Source organism: Flavobacterium segetis, from assembly GCF_900129575.1.
GTDB classification, from domain to species: domain Bacteria; phylum Bacteroidota; class Bacteroidia; order Flavobacteriales; family Flavobacteriaceae; genus Flavobacterium; species Flavobacterium segetis.
Genome location: NZ_FQWE01000001.1, coordinates 348,707 through 368,194, shown reverse-complemented (window position 1 = coordinate 368,194; position 19,488 = coordinate 348,707). Strand labels below are relative to the sequence as shown.

The 19,488-nt window shown below is 32.5% G+C and carries 21 protein-coding genes; 7 read left to right on the top strand and 14 right to left on the bottom strand.

Translation table 11 applies throughout. The features are described 5' to 3' along the window. Positions 1-3: 3 nt before the first annotated feature. Positions 4-894 (bottom strand): dienelactone hydrolase family protein, encoded by an 891-nt coding sequence (locus BUA99_RS01740; protein ID WP_072987406.1) that lies wholly within the window; start codon positions 892-894, stop codon positions 4-6. Between the two features lie 341 nt (positions 895-1,235). Between BUA99_RS01740 and BUA99_RS01735 the strand changes: the two genes are divergently transcribed. From BUA99_RS01735 to BUA99_RS01710, 6 genes are all read left to right on the top strand, one after another. Continuing rightward, positions 1,236-2,135, top strand: coding sequence for a MerR family transcriptional regulator (locus BUA99_RS01735; protein WP_072987740.1), 900 nt, complete (start codon positions 1,236-1,238; stop codon positions 2,133-2,135). A gap of 36 nt (positions 2,136-2,171) precedes the next feature. Beyond that, positions 2,172-3,641: a phytoene desaturase family protein gene (locus BUA99_RS01730; RefSeq protein WP_072987403.1), complete on the top strand. Its 1,470-nt coding sequence runs from the start codon at positions 2,172-2,174 to the stop codon at positions 3,639-3,641. Position 3,642: 1 nt separating this feature from the next. Continuing rightward, positions 3,643-4,482 carry a phytoene/squalene synthase family protein gene (locus BUA99_RS01725; RefSeq protein ID WP_072987400.1) on the top strand — a complete coding sequence of 280 codons (840 nt, stop codon included), beginning with the start codon at positions 3,643-3,645 and terminating at the stop codon, positions 4,480-4,482. 46 nt (positions 4,483-4,528) lie between these two features. Next, positions 4,529-4,969: a sterol desaturase family protein gene (locus BUA99_RS01720; protein ID WP_072987397.1), complete on the top strand. Its 441-nt coding sequence runs from the start codon at positions 4,529-4,531 to the stop codon at positions 4,967-4,969. Between the two features lie 288 nt (positions 4,970-5,257). Continuing rightward, positions 5,258-5,719 (top strand): SRPBCC family protein, encoded by a 462-nt coding sequence (locus tag BUA99_RS01715; protein ID WP_072987394.1) that lies wholly within the window; start codon positions 5,258-5,260, stop codon positions 5,717-5,719. Then, positions 5,719-7,014 (top strand): cryptochrome/photolyase family protein, encoded by a 1,296-nt coding sequence (locus BUA99_RS01710; RefSeq protein ID WP_072987392.1) that lies wholly within the window; start codon positions 5,719-5,721, stop codon positions 7,012-7,014. The genes BUA99_RS01715 and BUA99_RS01710 overlap by 1 nt, the downstream gene beginning before the upstream one ends. Before the next feature lie 368 nt (positions 7,015-7,382). On the opposite strand, the gene BUA99_RS01705 is transcribed toward BUA99_RS01710, so the two are convergent. The 9 genes from BUA99_RS01705 to BUA99_RS01665 form a co-directional block, all read right to left on the bottom strand. After that, positions 7,383-8,801 carry an SDR family oxidoreductase gene (locus BUA99_RS01705; RefSeq protein ID WP_072987389.1) on the bottom strand — a complete coding sequence of 473 codons (1,419 nt, stop codon included), beginning with the start codon at positions 8,799-8,801 and terminating at the stop codon, positions 7,383-7,385. Between the two features lie 128 nt (positions 8,802-8,929). Further along, positions 8,930-9,541 carry a GTP cyclohydrolase I FolE gene (gene folE, locus BUA99_RS01700; protein WP_072987386.1) on the bottom strand — a complete coding sequence of 204 codons (612 nt, stop codon included), beginning with the start codon at positions 9,539-9,541 and terminating at the stop codon, positions 8,930-8,932. Positions 9,542-9,577: 36 nt separating this feature from the next. Then, entirely contained in the window at positions 9,578-10,261 is a 684-nt protein-coding gene (locus BUA99_RS01695; protein ID WP_072987383.1) for an SDR family NAD(P)-dependent oxidoreductase, read from the bottom strand. A gap of 54 nt (positions 10,262-10,315) precedes the next feature. Next, positions 10,316-10,609 carry a TIGR03643 family protein gene (locus tag BUA99_RS01690; RefSeq protein ID WP_072987380.1) on the bottom strand — a complete coding sequence of 98 codons (294 nt, stop codon included), beginning with the start codon at positions 10,607-10,609 and terminating at the stop codon, positions 10,316-10,318. 30 nt (positions 10,610-10,639) lie between these two features. Then, on the bottom strand, positions 10,640-12,124 hold the full coding sequence (locus BUA99_RS01685; RefSeq protein ID WP_072987377.1) for a cryptochrome/deoxyribodipyrimidine photo-lyase family protein: 1,485 nt from the start codon (positions 12,122-12,124) through the stop codon (positions 10,640-10,642). 6 nt (positions 12,125-12,130) lie between these two features. Beyond that, positions 12,131-13,435: a DASH family cryptochrome gene (locus BUA99_RS01680; protein WP_072987375.1), complete on the bottom strand. Its 1,305-nt coding sequence runs from the start codon at positions 13,433-13,435 to the stop codon at positions 12,131-12,133. Then, entirely contained in the window at positions 13,411-13,545 is a 135-nt protein-coding gene (locus tag BUA99_RS01675; RefSeq protein WP_072987373.1) for a DUF2256 domain-containing protein, read from the bottom strand. Before BUA99_RS01675 ends, BUA99_RS01680 begins: the two co-directional genes overlap by 25 nt. Further along, positions 13,545-14,852 (bottom strand): ABC1 kinase family protein, encoded by a 1,308-nt coding sequence (locus tag BUA99_RS01670; protein ID WP_072987371.1) that lies wholly within the window; start codon positions 14,850-14,852, stop codon positions 13,545-13,547. The genes BUA99_RS01675 and BUA99_RS01670 overlap by 1 nt, the downstream gene beginning before the upstream one ends. Next, entirely contained in the window at positions 14,852-15,511 is a 660-nt protein-coding gene (locus BUA99_RS01665; protein ID WP_072987369.1) for a TetR family transcriptional regulator C-terminal domain-containing protein, read from the bottom strand. The genes BUA99_RS01670 and BUA99_RS01665 overlap by 1 nt, the downstream gene beginning before the upstream one ends. 114 nt (positions 15,512-15,625) lie before the next feature. Here BUA99_RS01665 and BUA99_RS01660 point away from each other — a divergent pair, with 114 nt between their 5' ends. Next, entirely contained in the window at positions 15,626-16,537 is a 912-nt protein-coding gene (locus BUA99_RS01660; protein ID WP_234972874.1) for a TIGR01777 family oxidoreductase, read from the top strand. A gap of 9 nt (positions 16,538-16,546) precedes the next feature. Here BUA99_RS01660 and BUA99_RS01655 read toward each other — a convergent pair whose 3' ends face one another. From BUA99_RS01655 to BUA99_RS01640, 4 genes are all read right to left on the bottom strand, one after another. Next, positions 16,547-17,086, bottom strand: a complete 540-nt coding sequence (locus tag BUA99_RS01655) for a YceI family protein (RefSeq protein ID WP_072987367.1) — start codon at positions 17,084-17,086, stop codon at positions 16,547-16,549. Positions 17,087-17,218: 132 nt separating this feature from the next. Continuing rightward, positions 17,219-17,764: an acyl-CoA thioesterase gene (locus BUA99_RS01650; RefSeq protein WP_072987365.1), complete on the bottom strand. Its 546-nt coding sequence runs from the start codon at positions 17,762-17,764 to the stop codon at positions 17,219-17,221. After that, positions 17,764-18,129, bottom strand: a complete 366-nt coding sequence (locus BUA99_RS01645) for a 6-phosphogluconate dehydrogenase (protein ID WP_072987363.1) — start codon at positions 18,127-18,129, stop codon at positions 17,764-17,766. The genes BUA99_RS01650 and BUA99_RS01645 overlap by 1 nt, the downstream gene beginning before the upstream one ends. Before the next feature lie 7 nt (positions 18,130-18,136). Beyond that, entirely contained in the window at positions 18,137-19,474 is a 1,338-nt protein-coding gene (locus tag BUA99_RS01640; RefSeq protein ID WP_072987361.1) for a DNA recombination protein RmuC, read from the bottom strand. Positions 19,475-19,488 lie beyond the last annotated feature (14 nt).

Here is a 19,488-nt window from a genome sequence, read left to right as displayed (position 1 = left end):
CTATTATTTACTTAGTTTTTCTTTGAAAAAATCGATTGTTCGTTGCCATGATAGCGCAGCAGCTGCTTCGTCATATCGCGGCGTTGTATTGTTGTGAAAGCCGTGATTGACTGCGGGATAAATAAATGCAGTGTTCTCCACTCTATTTTTTTTAAGTATAGTTTCAAATTCGGGCCAACCTTCATTTACTCTACTATCTAATCCAGCATAATGCAACAGGAGTGGGGTTTTGATGTTTTCAGCTTCTTCTGCGTTGGGTTGTCCACCATAATAAGGAACGGCTGCATTTAGTGCTGGAATTTTAACCGCCATCATATTGGCAATCCAACCACCAAAGCAGAATCCAACAACACCAACTTGCCCATTGCAGTCCTTATGTGATTTTAAGTAGTGATAAGCTGCGATAAAATCTTCGAGCATTTCTTCGCGTGTACGCTTTTTTTGTAATTCTCTGCCGTCATCATCATTTCCGGGATAACCACCTAAAGGAGTCAAGGCGTCAGGCGCCAAAGTGATAAATCCTTCTACAGCAGCTCGTCTGCCCACATCTTCAATGTATGGATTGAGTCCGCGGTTTTCATGGACCACAATGATGCCGGGCCATTTCTTTTTAGATTTGGCTGGTTGCGATAAAAGTCCTTTGATAGCTCCACCGCCTTTTGGCGAATCGTAAGTAATGAATGCTGATTGCACTCTAGGATCATCAGATTTTATCAAAATGGAATCTAAATAATTAGGAGTCATAAAACTTAGTAATGATGGTAGCGTAAGTGTCCCAACAGCAAACAAGGATAGTTTTTCAACAAATTGCCTTCTCTCTATTTTGTTGTGGGCATAGTCATCGTACAAATCAAAAACTTCTTGACTGATATCTTCCTTAGTTAATTTTCTCATCACTTTCGATTTTAGACTGCTAAAGTAAGAAAAAAAGTTTTTTTTACTGCCATATTTCTATTCAACAAAGCAAAAGGATAGTAAAATTATTCTTACTGTTAAAAATGTTTCAAAAGTAATTGTTGCTGATTATTTAACTATTTGTTTTAGCGCAAATAAAGTAAAAATATAGAAAGTAATTATTTGTATGAAAATAGTTATATTTTTTATTCCGCTGAAATAGCTTAAATTGGGTTTTGTTTAATGTTTTTAAAAAAATGCAAAACCTTTTTAAAAGTTTAAAGCATAAATTATGGTTTATACTAAAATTTATTTTACTTTTGTTTAATAAATTTGAGCTAATGATAAACAATATAAAAAATGTGTTCAGTATCAAGGATCTAGAAAATCTTTCAGGAATTAAAGCGCATACAATTCGGATTTGGGAGAAAAGATATGATATTTTGCAGCCAATGCGTACCGACACTAATATTCGTTTATACGATTTAGCTAGCTTGCAAAAATTGTTAAACATAACATTACTGCACGATTATGGTTATAAGATTTCGAAAATTGCAACATATCCTCAGGAAAAAATACCATCCCTTGTACGTGAAATAATTTCGAACAAAACTGCTAAAAGTCACGCGATAAGCGAATTGAAAATGGCGATGATGAACTTTGATCATCAATTGTTTTTTAAGACGTACGACTGGTTAATAGCAGAAAAATCATTTAAAGAAATTTTTCATCAAGTGTTTGTTCCATTGATGAATGAGTTGGGGCTTTTATGGCAATCAGATACAATAACGCCTGCTCATGAGCACTTTATTACGTATCTAATCAAGCAAAAAGTGCTTGTGAATACAGAGAAAGTTCAGCTATTGCAACCTACAAGAACGGACAAGGTTTTTGTTCTTTCGCTTCCTATGAATGAGATCCACGAGTTGGGATTAATGTATCTAAATTATGAAATTTTGTTAAATGGTTACAAAACAGTTTTTCTGGGCGAGAGTATGCCAATTGACAATCTCAAAGATTTAAAAAAACATTTTGAATCTATAGTTTATGTATCTTATCTTACTGTTCAACCAGAGCGGGATTTACTCAATGCCTACATCGAAAAAATGAACGAAGAATTGTTAGATGATACTACTGAATTATGGTATATTGGACGATTAACAGAGTTTATCAACCGAGAAGGACTCTCAGAGCGCGTTTCGATATTTAATTCAATGGCTGAATTAACAGATCAAGTGTAGTGTGCTGTTTAATCAATTAGTGTATTTACTACTAAAATGAAAAATAAAATTACAATTATAGGTTCGGGATTTTCTGCTATGGCTGCTTCTTGTTACTTGGCTAAAAGTGGAAACGAAGTTACTGTATACGAAAAAAATTCAAGTATTGGCGGTAGAGCCAGACAGATGAAAAAAGAAGGATTCACATTTGACATGGGGCCAAGTTGGTACTGGATGCCCGATGTATTTGAACGCTTTTTTGCTGATTTTGGAAAGAAAACAACTGATTATTATGAATTAATAAAATTATCTCCAGCGTACAGAGTGTATTATGGAATTGATGATTTTATTACCATTGCCGATAATTTAGAGGAAATTATTTCGTCGTTTGAAGAAATTGAAAAAGGTTCTGGTGCGTTATTAAAGAATTTTATGGCTGAGGCCAAAAGCAACTATGATATTGCTATAAAAGATTTAGTTTATCGTCCAGGAATTTCACCTCTTGAGTTAATTACGCCACAAACGGCAATGAAAGTGGGACAGTTTTTTAGTAATATCAGCAGAGATGTTCGTAAAAAATTCAAAAACAAAAGGCTAATTCAAATTCTGGAATTTCCAGTTTTGTTTCTGGGCGCTAAGCCTTCTGATACGCCTTCTTTTTATAGTTTTATGAACTATGCTGATTTTGGTCTAGGAACTTGGCACCCAAAAACAGGAATGTTTGATGTTGTTCGTGCTATGGAGAATTTAGCAGTAGAATTAGGCGTAAAATTTAAAACAAATGCAAATATCCAAAAGATAATTGTAGAGGATAAAATTGCGAAGGCTATCGTTATTGATGGAGAAACTATTTATTCGGATATAATTTTGAGTGGTGCTGATTACCACCATACAGAAACACTGATGGATCAGGAACATCGTGCTTATTCTGAAAAATATTGGGATAGTCGCGTTTTTGCGCCTTCATCTTTGTTATTTTACGTAGGTTTTAATAAGAAAATCGATAACATATCACATCATGCATTATTTTTTGATGTTGACTTTTATCAACATGCAAAGGATATTTATGATGAACCGCAATGGCCTCAGGAGCCTTTATTTTATGCAAATTTTCCCTCTATAACTGATAAAACGGCAGCTCCAGAAGGAATGGAATCTGGCTTTTTTCTTGTACCTTTAGCACCGGGAATCAATGATAATGAGGCGTTAAGAGAAGAGTATTTTGATAAAATAATTGATCGTTTTGAAACTTTAACACAGCAAAGTGTTCGAAACAATATTATATTTAAAGAATCGTTTTGTAAAAATGACTTTGTTTCTGAATACAACTCATACAAAGGAAATGCTTATGGTATGGCAAATACCTTATTACAGACTGCATTTTTAAGACCGAAATTAAAAAGTAAAAAAGTAAAGAATTTATATTTTACGGGACAATTAACAGTTCCTGGACCCGGTGTTCCACCAGCACTCATTTCTGGAAAATTAGTGTCGGAATTAATTAATAAGCAATTTTCAGAGCAATAATATGAAGCAATTATTTGACGATGTATCTTTTAAGTGTAGCAAGTTAGTTACCAAGAACTACAGCACTTCTTTCTCCTTGGCCGTTTATATGTTGTCGCCAAGCATAAGAGATGCTATTTATAGCATTTATGGTTTCGTTCGTTTTGCGGATGAGATTGTAGATAGTTTTCATGGTTACGCTAAAGAAGACCTTATTACAGAGTTTGAGGAAGAATATTACAAAGCTTTCGAGAGAGGAATAAGTCTAAATCCAATCTTAAATTCTTTCCAGCAAACAGTTAAGGAGTACAATATCACTGATGATTTAATTCAATCTTTTTTACGAAGTATGAAATTGGATTTGATTAAATCAGATTATTACAGCAAAGAAGAATATGATGCTTATATCTATGGTTCTGCTGATGTTGTTGGTCTAATGTGTTTGAAAGTTTTTGTAAAAGGTGATGATGAGCGGTACACACAATTGAAAGATGAGGCTATGAGATTAGGCTCAGCATTTCAAAAGGTAAATTTTCTACGAGATTTAAAGGATGATAATCTAGTGTTGAATCGCAATTATTTTCCCGGAGTTGATTTAAATTCATTTGATGAAAATGCAAAAACAAGTATTATCAATGAAATAGAAGAAGATTTTAGAATTGCTTTTGAAGGTATTGTAAAACTGCCTATCGAAGCTAAGTTTGGTGTTTATACTGCTTATATCTATTATAAAAAATTATTAAAAAAATTAGAAAATACCCCTTGTCACGAAATAGGAAGTGCTAGAATTAGAGTTTCAAACTACACAAAAGCAGGGTTGTTAGCTAAATCGTTCGTGTCTTATAAATTAAAATTAGTTTAATTATTAATATATTTCAAACATTTGTTTTACTTTAATTTAGTATAAAATGATATTTTTTTTAATTTTCCTTAGTACTTTTTTGATTATGGAATGTGTTACATGGTTAACGCATAAGTACGTGATGCACGGATCTATGTGGTATTTCCATGCTGATCATCATCAACCAAAATACGCTAATATATTTGAGCGTAATGATATCTTTTTTGTAATATTTGCAGCTCCTAGTATTGCTCTTTTTTATTATGGAGTGGAAGGCGGTTTAAATTTCAAATTTTTTATAGGTCTGGGTATCATGTTCTATGGTTTTTGTTACTTCATGATTCATGATGTATTGATTCACCAGCGTTTCAAATGGTTTAAACATACTACCAATAAATACTTAATTGGGTTACGCAAAGCGCACAAAGTACATCACAAACATTTAGGAAAAGAACACGGTGAATGTTTTGGTATGTTATTTGTTCCTTTTAAATATTATAAAATATAATTACAAAATTATTCATTTTATAATCATCAGAGCGGCATCAGTAAAAAATGATTCTGCTTTTTTAATTTAATCAAAAGCTAATTTTTTACTCTTTATCGATATAATTCTGATTGAAATATTGCAAATTTTGCAAAGCTACAAGTAGGGATAACGATAATTTTCAATACCATAATGGTTGTTTTTTTGTCAGGTTGAGCGCAGTCGGAATCTTTTTATTAATAGTACATTACATCGATTGCGCTCAATTCGACAAAAAAAACAAATTAATTTTCCATTTAAATAAATACAATGAAAATATACAAACAAGAAACGGTGCAACACGTAAATGCTACTGTTGAAGAATGTTGGGCTTTCTTTTCTAATCCTAGGAATCTTCAGAAAATTACTCCTGAGGGAATGGGATTTCAAATTACTGATTTTGATCAAAAATCAATGTATGCAGGACAAATTATTCAGTATAAAGTAACACCACTTTTTGGAATCACACTCTCATGGATGACTCTCATTACTAATGTAAAAGAAAATAGTTATTTTATTGATGAGCAACGTTATGGGCCTTATAGTTTTTGGCATCATAAACATTTTTTTGAAGCTACAGCAACCGGTACTAAAATGACTGATGTTGTTCATTACGGACTGCCACTTGGCTTTCTAGGTAGGATTATGAATACTTTAGTGGTTAAAAATAAATTAAAATCTATTTTTGAATATCGAGTAGTGAAAGTGGATGAAATGTTTAATGGGAAGTAATGAGCAAGCAAGAAGTATCTTTTTTTTGGTTCAGACGTGATCTTCGTTTAGAGGATAATGCTGGTTTGTATCATGCGTTAAAATCTCAATATCCTGTTGTTCCAATTTTTATTTTTGATGAAGTAATTTTAGACAAATTGCCAAAGGACGATGCACGAGTGGGATTTATCCATGAGAATCTTTCGAAAATTAATGAGGAGTTAATTCAAATTGATAGTTCCATTTTAGTTGTTAGAGGGAAAACTTTAGAAGTTTGGGATTCGCTTTCAAAAGAATATAATATAAAAGAAGTATTTTTCAATAAAGATTACGAGCCTTACGCTACTAAGAGAGATACTGAAATATCTAAGTATCTTGAAAACAATAACATTGTTTGTCATACCGTAAAAGATCAAGTGATTTTTGAAGAAAAAGAAATTACCAAAGCTGATGGTTTGCCTTACACGGTTTACACTCCTTTTAAGAATAAGTGGTTAGAGAAATATAAATCTTTAGCACCTATTCAAGAATTTGACATTAATGCTCATTACGCTAATTTCTTTAAAAGTAATTTTGTTTTTCCAACATTAAAGCAAATAGGATTTAAAGAAAGTTCAATTAAAGTTAAAGCTCATAATTTAAAATTTATTTCTAATTATCAGGATATTAGAGATTTTCCAGCAATGGATAAAACTTCTTATCTATCGCCGCATCTACGTTTTGGGACAGTTAGTGTTAGAAAGTTAGTGAATTGGGCATTTCAAAAAAATGATGTGTTTTTGAGCGAGCTGATTTGGAGAGAGTTTTTTATGCAGATTCTTTATAATTTCCCTAAAGTTGCTAACCGTAATTTTAAATCGGCTTATGATGGCATTCAATGGCGCAATGATGAGGAAGATTTTAAACGTTGGTGTGCTGGAAAAACAGGTTATCCAATGGTTGATGCAGGAATGCGCCAACTTAATGAAACAGGATATATGCACAATAGAGTACGTATGGTTGTTGCTAGTTTTTTATGTAAACATTTACTGATAGAGTGGCAATGGGGTGAAGCTTATTTTGCTGAAAAATTATTAGATTATGATATGTCAGCTAACGTGGGAAATTGGCAATGGGCTGCGGGAACCGGATGTGATGCAGCGCCCTACTTTAGGGTTTTTAATCCAGAAATTCAGCAAAAGAAATTTGATGAAAATGGAATTTATGTTAGAAAGTGGATCAAGGAATTTGATTTAGGATATGGAAAACCTATGGTTGAGCACGCTATGGCAAGAGATAGAGCGATTGCTACCTATAAGGCTGGAATAGTAAAATAGTTTTTTTGGCACTGATTTCACAGATTAGCACTTATTTTTTTGTAAATAACTCTAAAGTTGGAATTTTCAAGTAAATTTTATTTCCACTGATTACGTAGATTAGCGCAGATTCTTACTTGAGATTTTTTTAAAAACCTAAGTTAACTAGGTTGAAAAAATAATTATTGTTTTAACATTCAAACTTTATGAAAGTCGAAGTAAATTAAGCTTAAAAATAGCAGCAACGGTGTACCTTGAGCCATGTTATTTAATGATAAAACATCTAATTTTATATAATTAAAATTTTTAATCACATTTTTTTAAATTCGTGTTTTTGTGCCTTTTTGTCTAGTCAACGATAAACCTACATGACTTATAATTTAAGTAAATTATTTAATTAATTTCTCCAGCATTCCTTGGAAAATAAAACCATGAAATGGCAAGACCGAATACCAATATAATTTACCCCAAATTCCTCTTGGTTTAAAAGTCGCGGCTTGGTATAAAGTGTTATTTATAATTTTAAATTCTAGCCAAGCTTCACCGGGCAGCTTCATTTCTGCGAAAAGAATTAATTTTCCTTCAACCTTATTTGCGTACAAAACGCGCCAGAAATCTAATGCGTCTCCAGAATGAATATCATGTCGATTTGTACGGCCTCTTCTCGAACCGACGCCGCCATATAATTTATCGATAAATCCCCGTAAATTCCAAAGCCAGTCTCCATAATACCAGCCCGTATCACCACCAATTGACCAAATACGATTAATAGTAAAATCGCGATCTATAATTTCCATTTTTCGACGATCTATAAAACAATCTTTCTTTGGGACTTTTAGATATTCAGACATGCTACTTGTAAAGCGGCCGCTCACCAATGAATCTTTCCAACTAGAAGCAACTTTGTCTTCATCTACTTTAATCAAAGCTCTAGAAAGTGCTTGTTTGTAGGTCATAGGTATGACACCAAGCAATTCATTAATTCTAGTATCATTGCATACCACTTCCACTTTCATGCTACTGACTAGCGCAGAGGCGAGACGATATGATGTCGAGGTCACAAAGTACAACCAATATGACGATAATTTTGGAGTCATTATTGGAACGGTATAAATCCGTCTTTTTAGATTTTTTGCTTGAGCAAAACCCAAAAGCATTTGTTTGTAAGTTAAAATATCGGGTCCTCCGATATCAAAACTTTGGTTGTAAGTGAGTGGATTAAAAAGTGCTTTCGATAAAAATTCTAATACGTCAGGAATAGCTATTGGTTGGCATCTGGTATTTAACCATTTCGGTGCAATCATTATAGGTAATTTATTCACTAAATCCCGAATAATATCGAATGATGCACTTCCTGATCCTACAATAATTCCTGCCCGTAATGTTGTTGCGGCAAAAGTCCCTGTATTTAATATTTCTTCAACTTTTTTTCTTGATGATAAGTGCTTTGATAGCGATTCGTCATTTATGATTCCGCTGAGGTAAATGACCTGTTTTGCCTTTGTATTATTAACGTGATCTACAAAATTTTGAGCGGATAAACTTTCTAACTCATCGAAGTTAGTTGCGGAACCCGACATAGAATGAATTAAATAATAAGCAACATCAATTTGAGTAGGTATAGCTGATAAAGTTTCTTTTTTTAAAAAATCCACTTCAATTACTCTCACATGGTCTTGCAACTCATCTGGGCAATAAAATCTATTTTTATCTCTCACACAACAAATTACATGGTGACCTGCTTCTACTAATAATGGTAAAAGTCGTTTTCCTATATAACCTGTCGCACCTGTTAAAAGAATTGTCATTGGTATAAATTTTTTAAATCAAAAGGCGCATAACAAAAAGATAATGTGCTTTTATAACTTGCATTTTTCTTTAATGATATGCGCCTTCGCGATTGTGTTTTAACTTTCGTACTCTTAATACTTTAAAGTTAACTTAATTTATTGGAAAGAAGACTAATAAATTCTTTTCTTGTTTTATTTTTTTCAAAAGCCCCTGTAAAAGAGGAGGTCGTTGTAACTGAATTTTGTTTTTGAATACCGCGCATTTGCATACACATGTGTTGTGCTTCAATCACTACCGCCACACCAAGTGGGTTTAAAGCTTCCTGTATACAATCTTTTATTTGATCAGTTAAGCGCTCTTGAACTTGCATTCTTCTTGCAAAGGCATCAACAACTCGTGGAATTTTACTTAATCCTACAATTTTACCGTTTGGAATATAAGCAACATGTGCCTTTCCAAAAAAGGGTAGCATGTGATGCTCACACATTGAATATACTTCAATATCTTTTACTACAATCATTTGGCGATGATCTTCAGTAAACATTGCTGATTTCAATATTTCTAATGGATCTAGTCCGTAACCATGTGTTAGATATTGCATTGCTTTAGCTACTCGTTCAGGAGTTTTTTCAAGACCTTCTCTTGTAACATCCTCACCAAGGCCATCTATGATTATCTTATAATTACCAGCTAATGCCTCTGTAATTTCAGGATCATATTGTTCAATTTTTTCGTAGCTCTTCATCTCTTTTATCATCGTATTCTGGTTTTTATTATATCTTGGACTTATCTATTATATTTTAAAGGTAACAATACCGTAATCCATCTCAAACACTTGACCTGAAATTGATTTTGCATGTTCTGAAATTAGAAAGTTTGCCATACTAGCAACTTCTTCTGGCTTCAAATATCCTTTCATAGGATGGCGTTCTACCATATTTTCTTTCATTCTATCATTACGTAAAATACCTGCTGCAAGTGTAGTTTCTGTTATAGTAGGAGCAATGGCATTAATTCGCACAACTGATGCTAACTCAGCGCCTAGTGATTTTACTAAACCTTCAACACCTGCTTTTGCGGTAGCAATACTGGCATGAAAAGGCATTCCTAATTTTGCGGCAACCGTACTAAATAAAACGATAGAAGGATCCGTGCCTTTTCTTAGGACTGGTAAATATTTTTGGATTGCTTTCACAGCTCCAATAACATTTATCTCGAAATCATTTTTAAAATCATCAATGCTTAAACTCGCAATTGGCTTCAGATTTATTGATCCTGGACAATAGATCAGTGTGTCAACATTTTCTATTTCTGGCAACACATCTTCTAGTACATTTAAAGAGAAATGAGTTAGGTTAGGGTGTGTGATTTCTGGAGCATTTCTGCTAATGTTTACAACTAAATTATTCTCCAATTGTTGTAACAAAATAGCATTTCCAATTCCTTTACTACCACCAATAATTACTATGTTTTTCATGTTTATTTATTCAAACAGTTATTAAAATATTTACATTTCTTTAATTTCTAAAGCCTATCTTTTTGAAATCTTATTATTATTTATTTGTCTTTGCATGGTGCATTTAAAGCGCCCTTCTCGGAAATCTCTTAATTTTTCATGCTTAGTTTTACGTCCCTGAACTCGCGCACGCCACATTCTAAAACTAGAGGGTTTCATTTCAGTACGCATCAAGTCTATTACTTCTTGCTCTTTTAGACCAAATTGCAATAAAATTGCGTCAAATGTGGTTCGATCTTCCCAAGCCATTTCAATGATTCGGTCTTTATCTAAATCTGTGAGTTCTTTTTTTTCAGTCTCAATTTTCATATTTTTATCTTTAAGAAACTTTATATAGTGCTATTCACTATCTCCAATGTCGGCCATAGTGTGTAATTTTAATATTCGCAAGCCTTCTGCCTTAACTAATGGATCTTTTTTCATTTTCCATAAAAAATCGCTCGCAAATTTTCTAGTTCGTTCCATATTGACTATTGGTTTTGGATAATTTTTTCCAATTTCGAAGTCATTAAATTTTTGATCGAGATAAGTCATTTTGTAGGGCTCATGAATAAAAGCTCTTGGCAAATCAGCTAATTCTGGGACCCATTTTTTTATAAATTCTCCTTCAGGATCATGCTCGTAACTATTTTTGATTGGGTTATATATACGTAACATATTTATACCAGTCTCCCCAGCTTGCATTTGCAATTGCGGAAAGTGAATTCCTGGCTCAAAATCAAGAAACATTTGCGATAAATGTTGCGTCGCTTCTTGCCAAGGTTGCCATAAATTATGGGTAAAAAAAGAAACCAGCATTGCTCGCATCCTAAAATTTAAATAACCTGTTTCGTTTAAACATCGCATAGACGCGTCAACTAATGGAAAACCAGTCATTCCTTTCTTCCATGCTTCAATATGATTTTCGTTTGGTTTCTTTTTAAGAGTGTGAAAACCTTTATTTACGCTTTCAAATTCCATTATTTCTTCCATCTCAAATTTTTGAATGAAATGAGCTTGCCACGTCAATCGTGAAACAAAAGAATCGATTTGTTTTTTATCTGTACAAGTCAACCTGAACGTTGCCGCTTTTTGCAAAACCTGTCTTGTAGATAAGTTACCCCAAGCAATATAAGGCGATAATCTGCTACAACTTTTACGAGCTAACAACGGTTTAGAAATGTGATAACTATATTGATGGTAACGTTCATCTAAGAACGTTTTCAAGTATTTTCCAGCCATTGTGGAACCTCCTTTTTGAAAAACACGATCAGGAATCGTTTCTAAATTTGTTTTTTCTAAAACATTTTCAAGTTCAATGATAGATTCCATGTTTAAAAACTGATCTTGCTGTGGACTAAAATCTAACTGCGGTTCATTCATATAATTTTCCCAGCCTGAAACCCAGTTTGATCTGTCAGTAAGCCCTCTAAAAATTCCGTTATTGATATTTTGAACCCAATTTATTTGATTATTTTTACAAAATCTCTTAAACGTTTTGTCTCTTTCATAAGTGATCTTTAATCCTGTTTCTTGATGTGAAAATACGGTATCAATTTTATACGTCTCTTCTAGGATATTCAACACTTGAAGCATTTCAGATGAAACTGAAAGTACCTTTGTGTTAAAAGACGCTAACTGTAAATTGATGTCCACAAGTGATTGTTTAATAAAGTTCCAATGTCTGGCGCTGTAGTGCGAATCGTTTTGTAAAGATTTTTCGAATACAAAAAGTAACAAAGTTGGTATATTTGTTCTTATCGCATTAAAAATCGCCTCGTTATCTTGTAAACGAAGATCTCTTTTGAACCAAACCACATTGATAGTTTTCTTGTTAGTATTCATCTTTTTCTAAAATAATTTTTGTTGTAACCACAATTTCTGAAATTTTGACTGTCCATCGTAATTTTCAGCTTGCAGCTTGATGTTGAATTTTCTATCTCTTGGATCATTTCCAACACCTGAAACGTACATCCAATTACCATAATTGCTGTGAACATCGTAATCTATTAACAGCGACTCAAAGTAAGCAGCTCCAATGCGCCAATCTAAAAATAGATTTTTAGCGAAAAAGGATCCAACATTTTGTCGGCCTCTGTTGCTCATCCATCCCGTTTGCTGCAATTCGATCATATTTGCATTTACAAACGGTTCAGCTGTTGTTCCGTTTATCCAACTTTCGATTGCTGCTTTACCAGATTTCCAATCATACTCTTTATCTAGAATTCCACCAAGTTTAAAAATAGAATTTCCATTTTTTAAAGAGACATATTTAAAATAGTCTCTCCAAATTAATTCAAATATGAGCCAATAAGTAGAATCATTTTTTTGCACTTGTTGTTCGTATTTTTGAATCTCCCAATAAATAGTTTTTGCAGAAATACTGCCATTTGCTAGCCATGGTGAAAATTTCGAGCTAAAATCAGCACCAATTAGTCCGTTGCGTGTCAACTTATAAACACTTAATTTTTCTGTTTCCCAGAAATAATTTTCCATTCTTTTTAAGGCTTGATTCTCTCCACCTTTAAACGGAAATGCCGTTCTGGAATCTACTTCAACTTCTACTAGACCGAGAATATTCAAAGTAGGTATTGTCGTATTGTTTTCTTGTAAATTTCCCTTAGACATTAGTTTAACAGTAAATTCTGTTTGAACCTTGCTGTATTTTTCACATTTATTTCGAAATTGAGTAAAAACATTTGGAATTGTATTCAGTTCAAAAGGAATATCTTTTGGGTGAAATAAAAACTGATTATAAGTGGTTTCAAATTTTATTAAATTGGAAACGTTTGCTTTCACACTTTCAAAAACTTCTCTTTCCTCACTTGTCCATTCCTCTTGCGAGTAGATGATGTTGATATCATACTCATCGCAAATTGTACTTAAGCAATTTTCAGGTTTTTGGTGGTGAACCAAAAGCGAGATATTCAATTTTGCTAAGTTTTGTCTTAACTCTTTTATCGTTTCAATTAAAAATTTCGCTCGGAATTTCTCTGTTTTTTTAAACCCAAATTTGGTGTTTTCAAAATGTCTTGGATCAAAACAGTAAACAGCAATCACCAATTCATTTTCATTAATTGCTCTCGTTAACGACTGATTGTCATTTACCCGTAAATCATTTCTAAACCAAACTAATCCTTTTTGTTTCTTCTGCATTTTTCACTACAATATTTGACCTCTTCCCAGACTTTTTCCCATTTTTTTCGCCATGTAAACGGGCGGTTACAAACCACACACATCTTAGATGGCAAATGTTCTTTTTTCACTAATTATACTTTTTATAGTGACTTACAGTAACTTTTGCTTTTAAATCAAACATCAAATTATATAAGCCAAAAAAGGTGCGATTCATATAAATAAAATGTTTTGAACCTCTATTACCATTCATTTTTCTCAAGTTCGTATCTTTAGTAAATCTTTCTCCTAATAAAGCGATACTTTCAAAAAAGCTCTCATCTGCAAAATCAAATATTTCAGACTGTAATGGCTTCGTAAACAAGGACAATAAATCATGGAATATTCCGGTGAAATAAATTAATTCTTCTTTAGAATCATCTGTTCTTAAAATTTCAAGTTCAAATAATTTTGAGTTGAATACTTCCGCATTATTAATCACATTTTTGTCAATCAAGTCAAAATAAGGAGTGTAAAAATCTAGTGGAATTTTCTTCATACATCCAAAATCAAGAGCGACTAATTGATTTTCATCATTCACTAAAAAATTTCCTGGATGAGGATCAGCATGTACCTTCTTCAAAATATGTATCTGATACATGTAAAAATCCCATAAGGCTTGACCAATTTTATCTGCTACCGCTTGATCGGTATTGATTTTTGTAAATTCTGATAAATGTTTTCCGTTCATCCAATCCATTGTAATGATCTTTTCGGATGAAAACTCAGCATAATAATTAGGGAAAACTATATTATCTATTTTTTTACAGGCTTCAACAACTTCTTGACTTTGTTTTAATTCTAGTAAATAATTGGTTTCTTCAATCAATTTTTCTTCAACTTCTTTAAAATATTTATCAGAATCTTTACCTTGTAGGTTAAACATTCTTACAGCGATAGGTTTTACCATCGACAGGTCAGATGAAATGCTATTCGCCACGCCTGGATATTGAATTTTGACAGCGAGTTTTTTACCGTCTTTCATGGCAACATGAACTTGACCTATGCTGGCTGCATTGACAGAAATTGCATTAAATTCATCAAAAATTTCAAATGGTGTTTTACCAAGATTTGTCTTAAAAGTTTTCAATACTAGTGGTGCAGAAAGTGGTGGCACCGAAAACTGTGAAAGAGAAAATTTCTCGACATACGCTTGAGGTAAAAAGCTCTTATCCATACTCAACATTTGAGCAACTTTAAGCGCGCTTCCTTTCAAGCTTTTTAAGCCATCGTAAATGTCTTCTGCATTATCTTCATTTAATTTGTCACGTGTCAAATCAGAATTAACTATTTTTTCACCGTAATATTTCAAGTAATTCACTCCCACTTTAGCACCAGTTTGAACGAGTTTAGTAGCTCTTTCAATTTTTGAAGTTGGAATATAGTCTATGGTTTTCATTATTTATTGTATATTTTTTCTTTGAAAATAAATTTCCCAAAGTCGATTAAGCTGTCTATTGGAGCAATATTCATTAATTCAAAATTCGCTTTAACTGACTTTTCAATATAAATATCAGTTTTTTCAAAAGATGGTGATGAATCGTCAAGCCAAAATTTCATTGTGAGCAATAATTGAAACCATGACGATTCCTGAAATGCTTTTTCTTGAAAATTTTGCAATCTTTCTTGCTGTGTTCTAAAATCGTCAGTTATAATTTCGATTAAATAATTTTTAAAGCTAAGTTTAAGCCCAGCAAGCAAACTTAATTTCTTTAAATTATTATTGTGTTCTTTAAGAACTAACACGACATAACTTCTATTTGCGGTTAAGATTTCAAAAAAAGTAAAATAAAAACTTAGCATTTTACTCTTCATATCGTACATCACATATTCCTGGTTTAAATTTAGCAGGTCTACTGTCTTTTCAACAAACATTTTGAAAATTTCTTTCTCGATGCTTTCGATAGTTCCAAAAAATGCGTAAAACTCAGTTTCTGAAAAATCATTCATTTTCGAAAAAATATAAACGGATTTCGGTTTTTCACTGTGTTCTAATACGTAGTCCATATAGAGTGAAACTATTCTGTCTTTCGTTACTTTTATTTTTTTTGTAGCCATTTTTACTGAATTTCAAATTAGAGTATAAAGGTAATAAATGTTTAACGATATATTAATAAAGTTAAACAAAATTTATTATAAATTTATAAAATTAAAAATCAGTAGCTTTACACTATGATGAAAAAAAATGTATTAATTAGCGGTGGTTCTGGATTTATAGGTAGTCATTTAACAACTCTTTTGTTAGCCAAAGGATATTCGGTTTCTATTTTAAGCAGAAGTGAAAAACAAAATAAGGAAAACGTTTTCTATTATAAGTGGGATGTAGCAAGACAGTTTATTGAAGAAGAGGCTGTTTTAAATGCGGATTATATCATCCATCTTGCCGGTGAAAATATTGGTGAAAAAAGGTGGACTGCTAAACGAAAAGCTGCCATTATTGATAGTCGTGAGCAATCGACTTTACTATTGTACTCTGTAATTAAAAAAAGTAATAAGAAATTAGATGCTTTTATATCTGCATCTGCTATTGGATTTTATGGCGCCCTTAATGGGCAAGAAATATGTACAGAAGAAATGCTTCCCGCAAATGATTTCCTTGGCTATGCATGTCAAAAATGGGAGGATGCCATCGATTTCATTGAGAATTTAAACGTAAGAACTGTTAAAATTAGAACGGGTTTAGTACTAGGTAAAAATGATGGATTTTTAAAGAAGTTGATTCCGCTATTTAAATATCGTTTAGGAGCTCCATTAGGGACTGGTCAACAATATATGCCTTGGATACATGTTGATGATTTATGTGCGATCTATTTAAAAGCGATGGAAAATGAGGAAATGGTTGGACCTTATAATGCCGCAATAAATGATGATACTACTAATGAAATTTTTTCAGAAACTTTTGCACAACTTTTTGGATATCGTATCTGGTTACCAAATGTTCCTGCTTTTGTACTTAAAATGGCTTTAGGTAAAATGTCGGTCATTGTTTTGACAGGAAGAAGAGTTTCATCAGAAAAGATTCAGCAGACGGGCTTTACATTTAAGTATCAAAATTTAAAAGAGGCTTTAAAGGATTGTATCTGAAACTAATTCTTATTGCAAAAAACAAAATACTGTTGTGTTTACGGTTTTCGATACTTTAGATCTAACTACAAATGGAATTTCTATATTAAAATCGTCTGTGTTTAGAGGAAATTCCGTAGTAAATTCATAACCATTTTTAACTTTTGCTATGTTTGCTTTAATTGCAATATTTTTACTTCGTCCTTTAATAATAATTCTACCCTTTATTTGATAAGCAGCCTTTATTGTATTGATTGTTTTTAAATTTAAGTTTTCAATTTTGCCCTTAAATACTGCTTTTGGATAGCGATTACTTTCCATATAGATGCTGTTAAAATGTTCTTGCATCAAAGTTCTCTGGAATTCAAAATCCCTAATATAGAGCGAAAATAAAATTTGTCCACTTGTTGTTATTAAGGTGCCATTTGTTTTATTATTTACTGCCTTTACCTCTTCAAAAAATGGAATAGACGCTTCAAAATTTGTAATTCCATTAATTGAAGATAACCTGTCTTGGGCGAATGTTGTATGAACAACTAAAAACAATATAAAAATAATTATTTTTTTCATAAGTACCTCTATTTTAGTACATCAAGGTACAAAAAAGTAAGTTATAATTATTCTAATTTTAGATATTAATAATTCAGTACATGTTTTTCATTGAAATTATTAGTAATAAAAAACAAGCTAGGTCATTCGTATTTAAAATTCTAATTTGACATTGTACTTTTTGAGACTTTCTAGTGAATCTTTTGAATCATAATCGAATTCTTCCTCATGTAAATCTTTTTCTTTTTTAAGTGCAATTTGTTTAACACAATTAAAAAATCGTCTTACATCATTTTTACCTGAAAGAATTAATCCAGGAACGTCTGCTTTCTTGCCATCGGCATCTTTGGCGACCATTGTGAAATAGGAAGAATTGCAGTGTTTAATTTTCGATGTTTGAATATTTTCTGATTCTACTCTAATTCCTATAATCATTGAGCTAGAACCTACATAATTCACACTAGCTTTCATAGTAACGAGTTCACCTACTTCTATAGGATTTAAAAAATTTACGGTGTCCACAGAAGCGGTCACGCAATAATTTCCGGAGAATTTAGAGGCACAGGCAAATGCAATTTGATCCAATAAGGATAATATATATCCACCATGAATTTTACCACTAAAGTTGGAATGACTAGGGAGCATCAATTGTGAAATACTAATGTGTGAGGAAGCTACAGTTTTATAAATACGAACCATTATTTTACTTTAAAAGGAGAATTAACTTTTTTGACTGCGGTAATAAAGTAGTGCGTATCGCCCCACCAAGGGAAAGTTCTATACCGTTCATGATACGTAACTTGTACATATTGTCCTTCCATTTCCTTGAGACTTGTAATAACTTCTTTTTCACTATCTAGAATAGAAAACGCAAAAATTTGTGCACCAGAAATACCCTGACTAATTTCTCCTTCCCAGGTTTTAAAAACCATCCCTTTATGGCTGACTTTTATTAATTCGCCTGAGCGAACACCCTCACTGTAAGTGGCAGTGCTTAAAAATCCAAAATATAGCACAACAGCTAATACCGCTACTGCTGTCACAATTAATAGAAATTTTTTCATCTATTCTTTAGTTTATTAGTTGGTTCTCACCATTATTAGAATTGTTAATTATACTTTCAGGGAGAGATTTCTTGGCCTTAGCCCCCATCTTTTTTAATTTTTCAACACTTACAATTAGGTTTCCTTTTCCTTCGGTAAGTTTACTCATTGCACCGTTATACTCTGTTTTAGATTCGTCAATTTTTTTTCCAATTTTAATTAAATCAGTAACAAAACCTTCAAACTTATCGTAAAGTGCTCCGGCTTGTCTTGCAATTTCAAGAGCATTCTCTTGTTGTTTTTGATTGGTCCACATACTATCAATGGTACGTAAGGTGGCAAGCAGCGTAGCAGGGGTGACAATTACTATATTTTTTTCAAACGCTTTGTTGTATAAAGTTGTATCTTCATTGAGTGCTATTGCAAATGCAGGCTCGATAGGAATAAAAAGCAGCACAAAATCAGGGCTTTCGATTTGATACAAATCATGGTAATTTTTATTACCTAATTGCTCTACGTGGCGTCTAATAGAAAAGACATGTTCTTTTAAATAGCTGGTTTTTAATGTATCATCTTCTTCATTAATATACTTTTCATAAGCGGTAAGCGAAACTTTTGAATCGACAATCATCTTTTTTCCATCAGGCAAGTTGATCACTACGTCTGGAAAAACGCGATTTCCGTCACTGGTTGTAAAAGCTTGCTGTACCTGATATTCGCGGCCTTTCTCGAGACCTGATTTTTCTAAAACACGCTCTAAAACTAATTCGCCCCAGTTTCCTTGCATTTTGCTATCGCCTTTTAGCGCTTTAGTCAAGTTGATTGTTTCTTTACTCATCTGAATATTCATTTCTCTTAAGCCAAGAATTTGTTGGCGTAAAGCGGCATGATAATCAATGCTTTCTTTGTGCGTGTCTTCTACTTTTTTTTCAAATAACTGAATTTTATCTTGCAGCGGAGTCAAGATCGTTTTCATATTTTCTTTATTCTGTTCCGTGAATTTATTTGACTTTTCTTCTAATATTTTGTTAGCCAGATTCTCAAATTCTTTAGTGAATTTATCTTGTAATTTTTCAACTTCGTCTTTCTGTTCTTTGTTGCGTTCCCATAAATTTTCAAAATCGACCTCTTTTTTAGAAAGTTGAATTGCTAAACTATCTTTTTCAGTTCGGATGGCCTCTTTTTCATTATCTGTTGACTGTAAATGTTCCTTTAGCAGAGACAGTTGAGAATGTGCAGCAATTAGTCTTTCTTCTAAGCTCACTTTTTCCGATGAAAAGTGATTGGAAAATAATAGTTTACCCATGAAAACACCTATCGCTAGCGCGATAATGAAAATTATTAAAAATGGAATCAGGTTTGACATTTAATTGATCTGTG

Excerpts from the sequence above, each read along its gene's own strand:
- BUA99_RS01690 (WP_072987380.1), bottom strand. The coding sequence starts at position 10,609 with ATGAAAATTGAGACTGAAAAAAAAGAACTCACAGATTTAGATAAAGAC.
- BUA99_RS01705 (WP_072987389.1), bottom strand. The coding sequence starts at position 8,801 with ATGACAATTCTTTTAACAGGTGCGACAGGTTATATAGGAAAACGACTT.
- BUA99_RS01730 (WP_072987403.1), top strand. The coding sequence starts at position 2,172 with ATGAAAAATAAAATTACAATTATAGGTTCGGGATTTTCTGCTATGGCT.
- BUA99_RS01710 (WP_072987392.1), top strand. The coding sequence starts at position 5,719 with ATGAGCAAGCAAGAAGTATCTTTTTTTTGGTTCAGACGTGATCTTCGT.
- BUA99_RS01665 (WP_072987369.1), bottom strand. The coding sequence starts at position 15,511 with ATGGCTACAAAAAAAATAAAAGTAACGAAAGACAGAATAGTTTCACTC.
- BUA99_RS01735 (WP_072987740.1), top strand. The coding sequence starts at position 1,236 with ATGATAAACAATATAAAAAATGTGTTCAGTATCAAGGATCTAGAAAAT.
- BUA99_RS01715 (WP_072987394.1), top strand. The coding sequence starts at position 5,258 with ATGAAAATATACAAACAAGAAACGGTGCAACACGTAAATGCTACTGTT.
- BUA99_RS01695 (WP_072987383.1), bottom strand. The coding sequence starts at position 10,261 with ATGAAAAACATAGTAATTATTGGTGGTAGTAAAGGAATTGGAAATGCT.
- BUA99_RS01720 (WP_072987397.1), top strand. The coding sequence starts at position 4,529 with ATGATATTTTTTTTAATTTTCCTTAGTACTTTTTTGATTATGGAATGT.
- BUA99_RS01740 (WP_072987406.1), bottom strand. The coding sequence starts at position 894 with ATGAGAAAATTAACTAAGGAAGATATCAGTCAAGAAGTTTTTGATTTG.
- BUA99_RS01660 (WP_234972874.1), top strand. The coding sequence starts at position 15,626 with ATGATGAAAAAAAATGTATTAATTAGCGGTGGTTCTGGATTTATAGGT.
- BUA99_RS01680 (WP_072987375.1), bottom strand. The coding sequence starts at position 13,435 with ATGCAGAAGAAACAAAAAGGATTAGTTTGGTTTAGAAATGATTTACGG.
- BUA99_RS01670 (WP_072987371.1), bottom strand. The coding sequence starts at position 14,852 with ATGAAAACCATAGACTATATTCCAACTTCAAAAATTGAAAGAGCTACT.
- BUA99_RS01725 (WP_072987400.1), top strand. The coding sequence starts at position 3,643 with ATGAAGCAATTATTTGACGATGTATCTTTTAAGTGTAGCAAGTTAGTT.
- BUA99_RS01655 (WP_072987367.1), bottom strand. The coding sequence starts at position 17,086 with ATGAAAAAAATAATTATTTTTATATTGTTTTTAGTTGTTCATACAACA.
- folE (WP_072987386.1), bottom strand. The coding sequence starts at position 9,541 with ATGATAAAAGAGATGAAGAGCTACGAAAAAATTGAACAATATGATCCT.
- BUA99_RS01650 (WP_072987365.1), bottom strand. The coding sequence starts at position 17,764 with ATGGTTCGTATTTATAAAACTGTAGCTTCCTCACACATTAGTATTTCA.
- BUA99_RS01645 (WP_072987363.1), bottom strand. The coding sequence starts at position 18,129 with ATGAAAAAATTTCTATTAATTGTGACAGCAGTAGCGGTATTAGCTGTT.
- BUA99_RS01640 (WP_072987361.1), bottom strand. The coding sequence starts at position 19,474 with ATGTCAAACCTGATTCCATTTTTAATAATTTTCATTATCGCGCTAGCG.
- BUA99_RS01685 (WP_072987377.1), bottom strand. The coding sequence starts at position 12,124 with ATGAATACTAACAAGAAAACTATCAATGTGGTTTGGTTCAAAAGAGAT.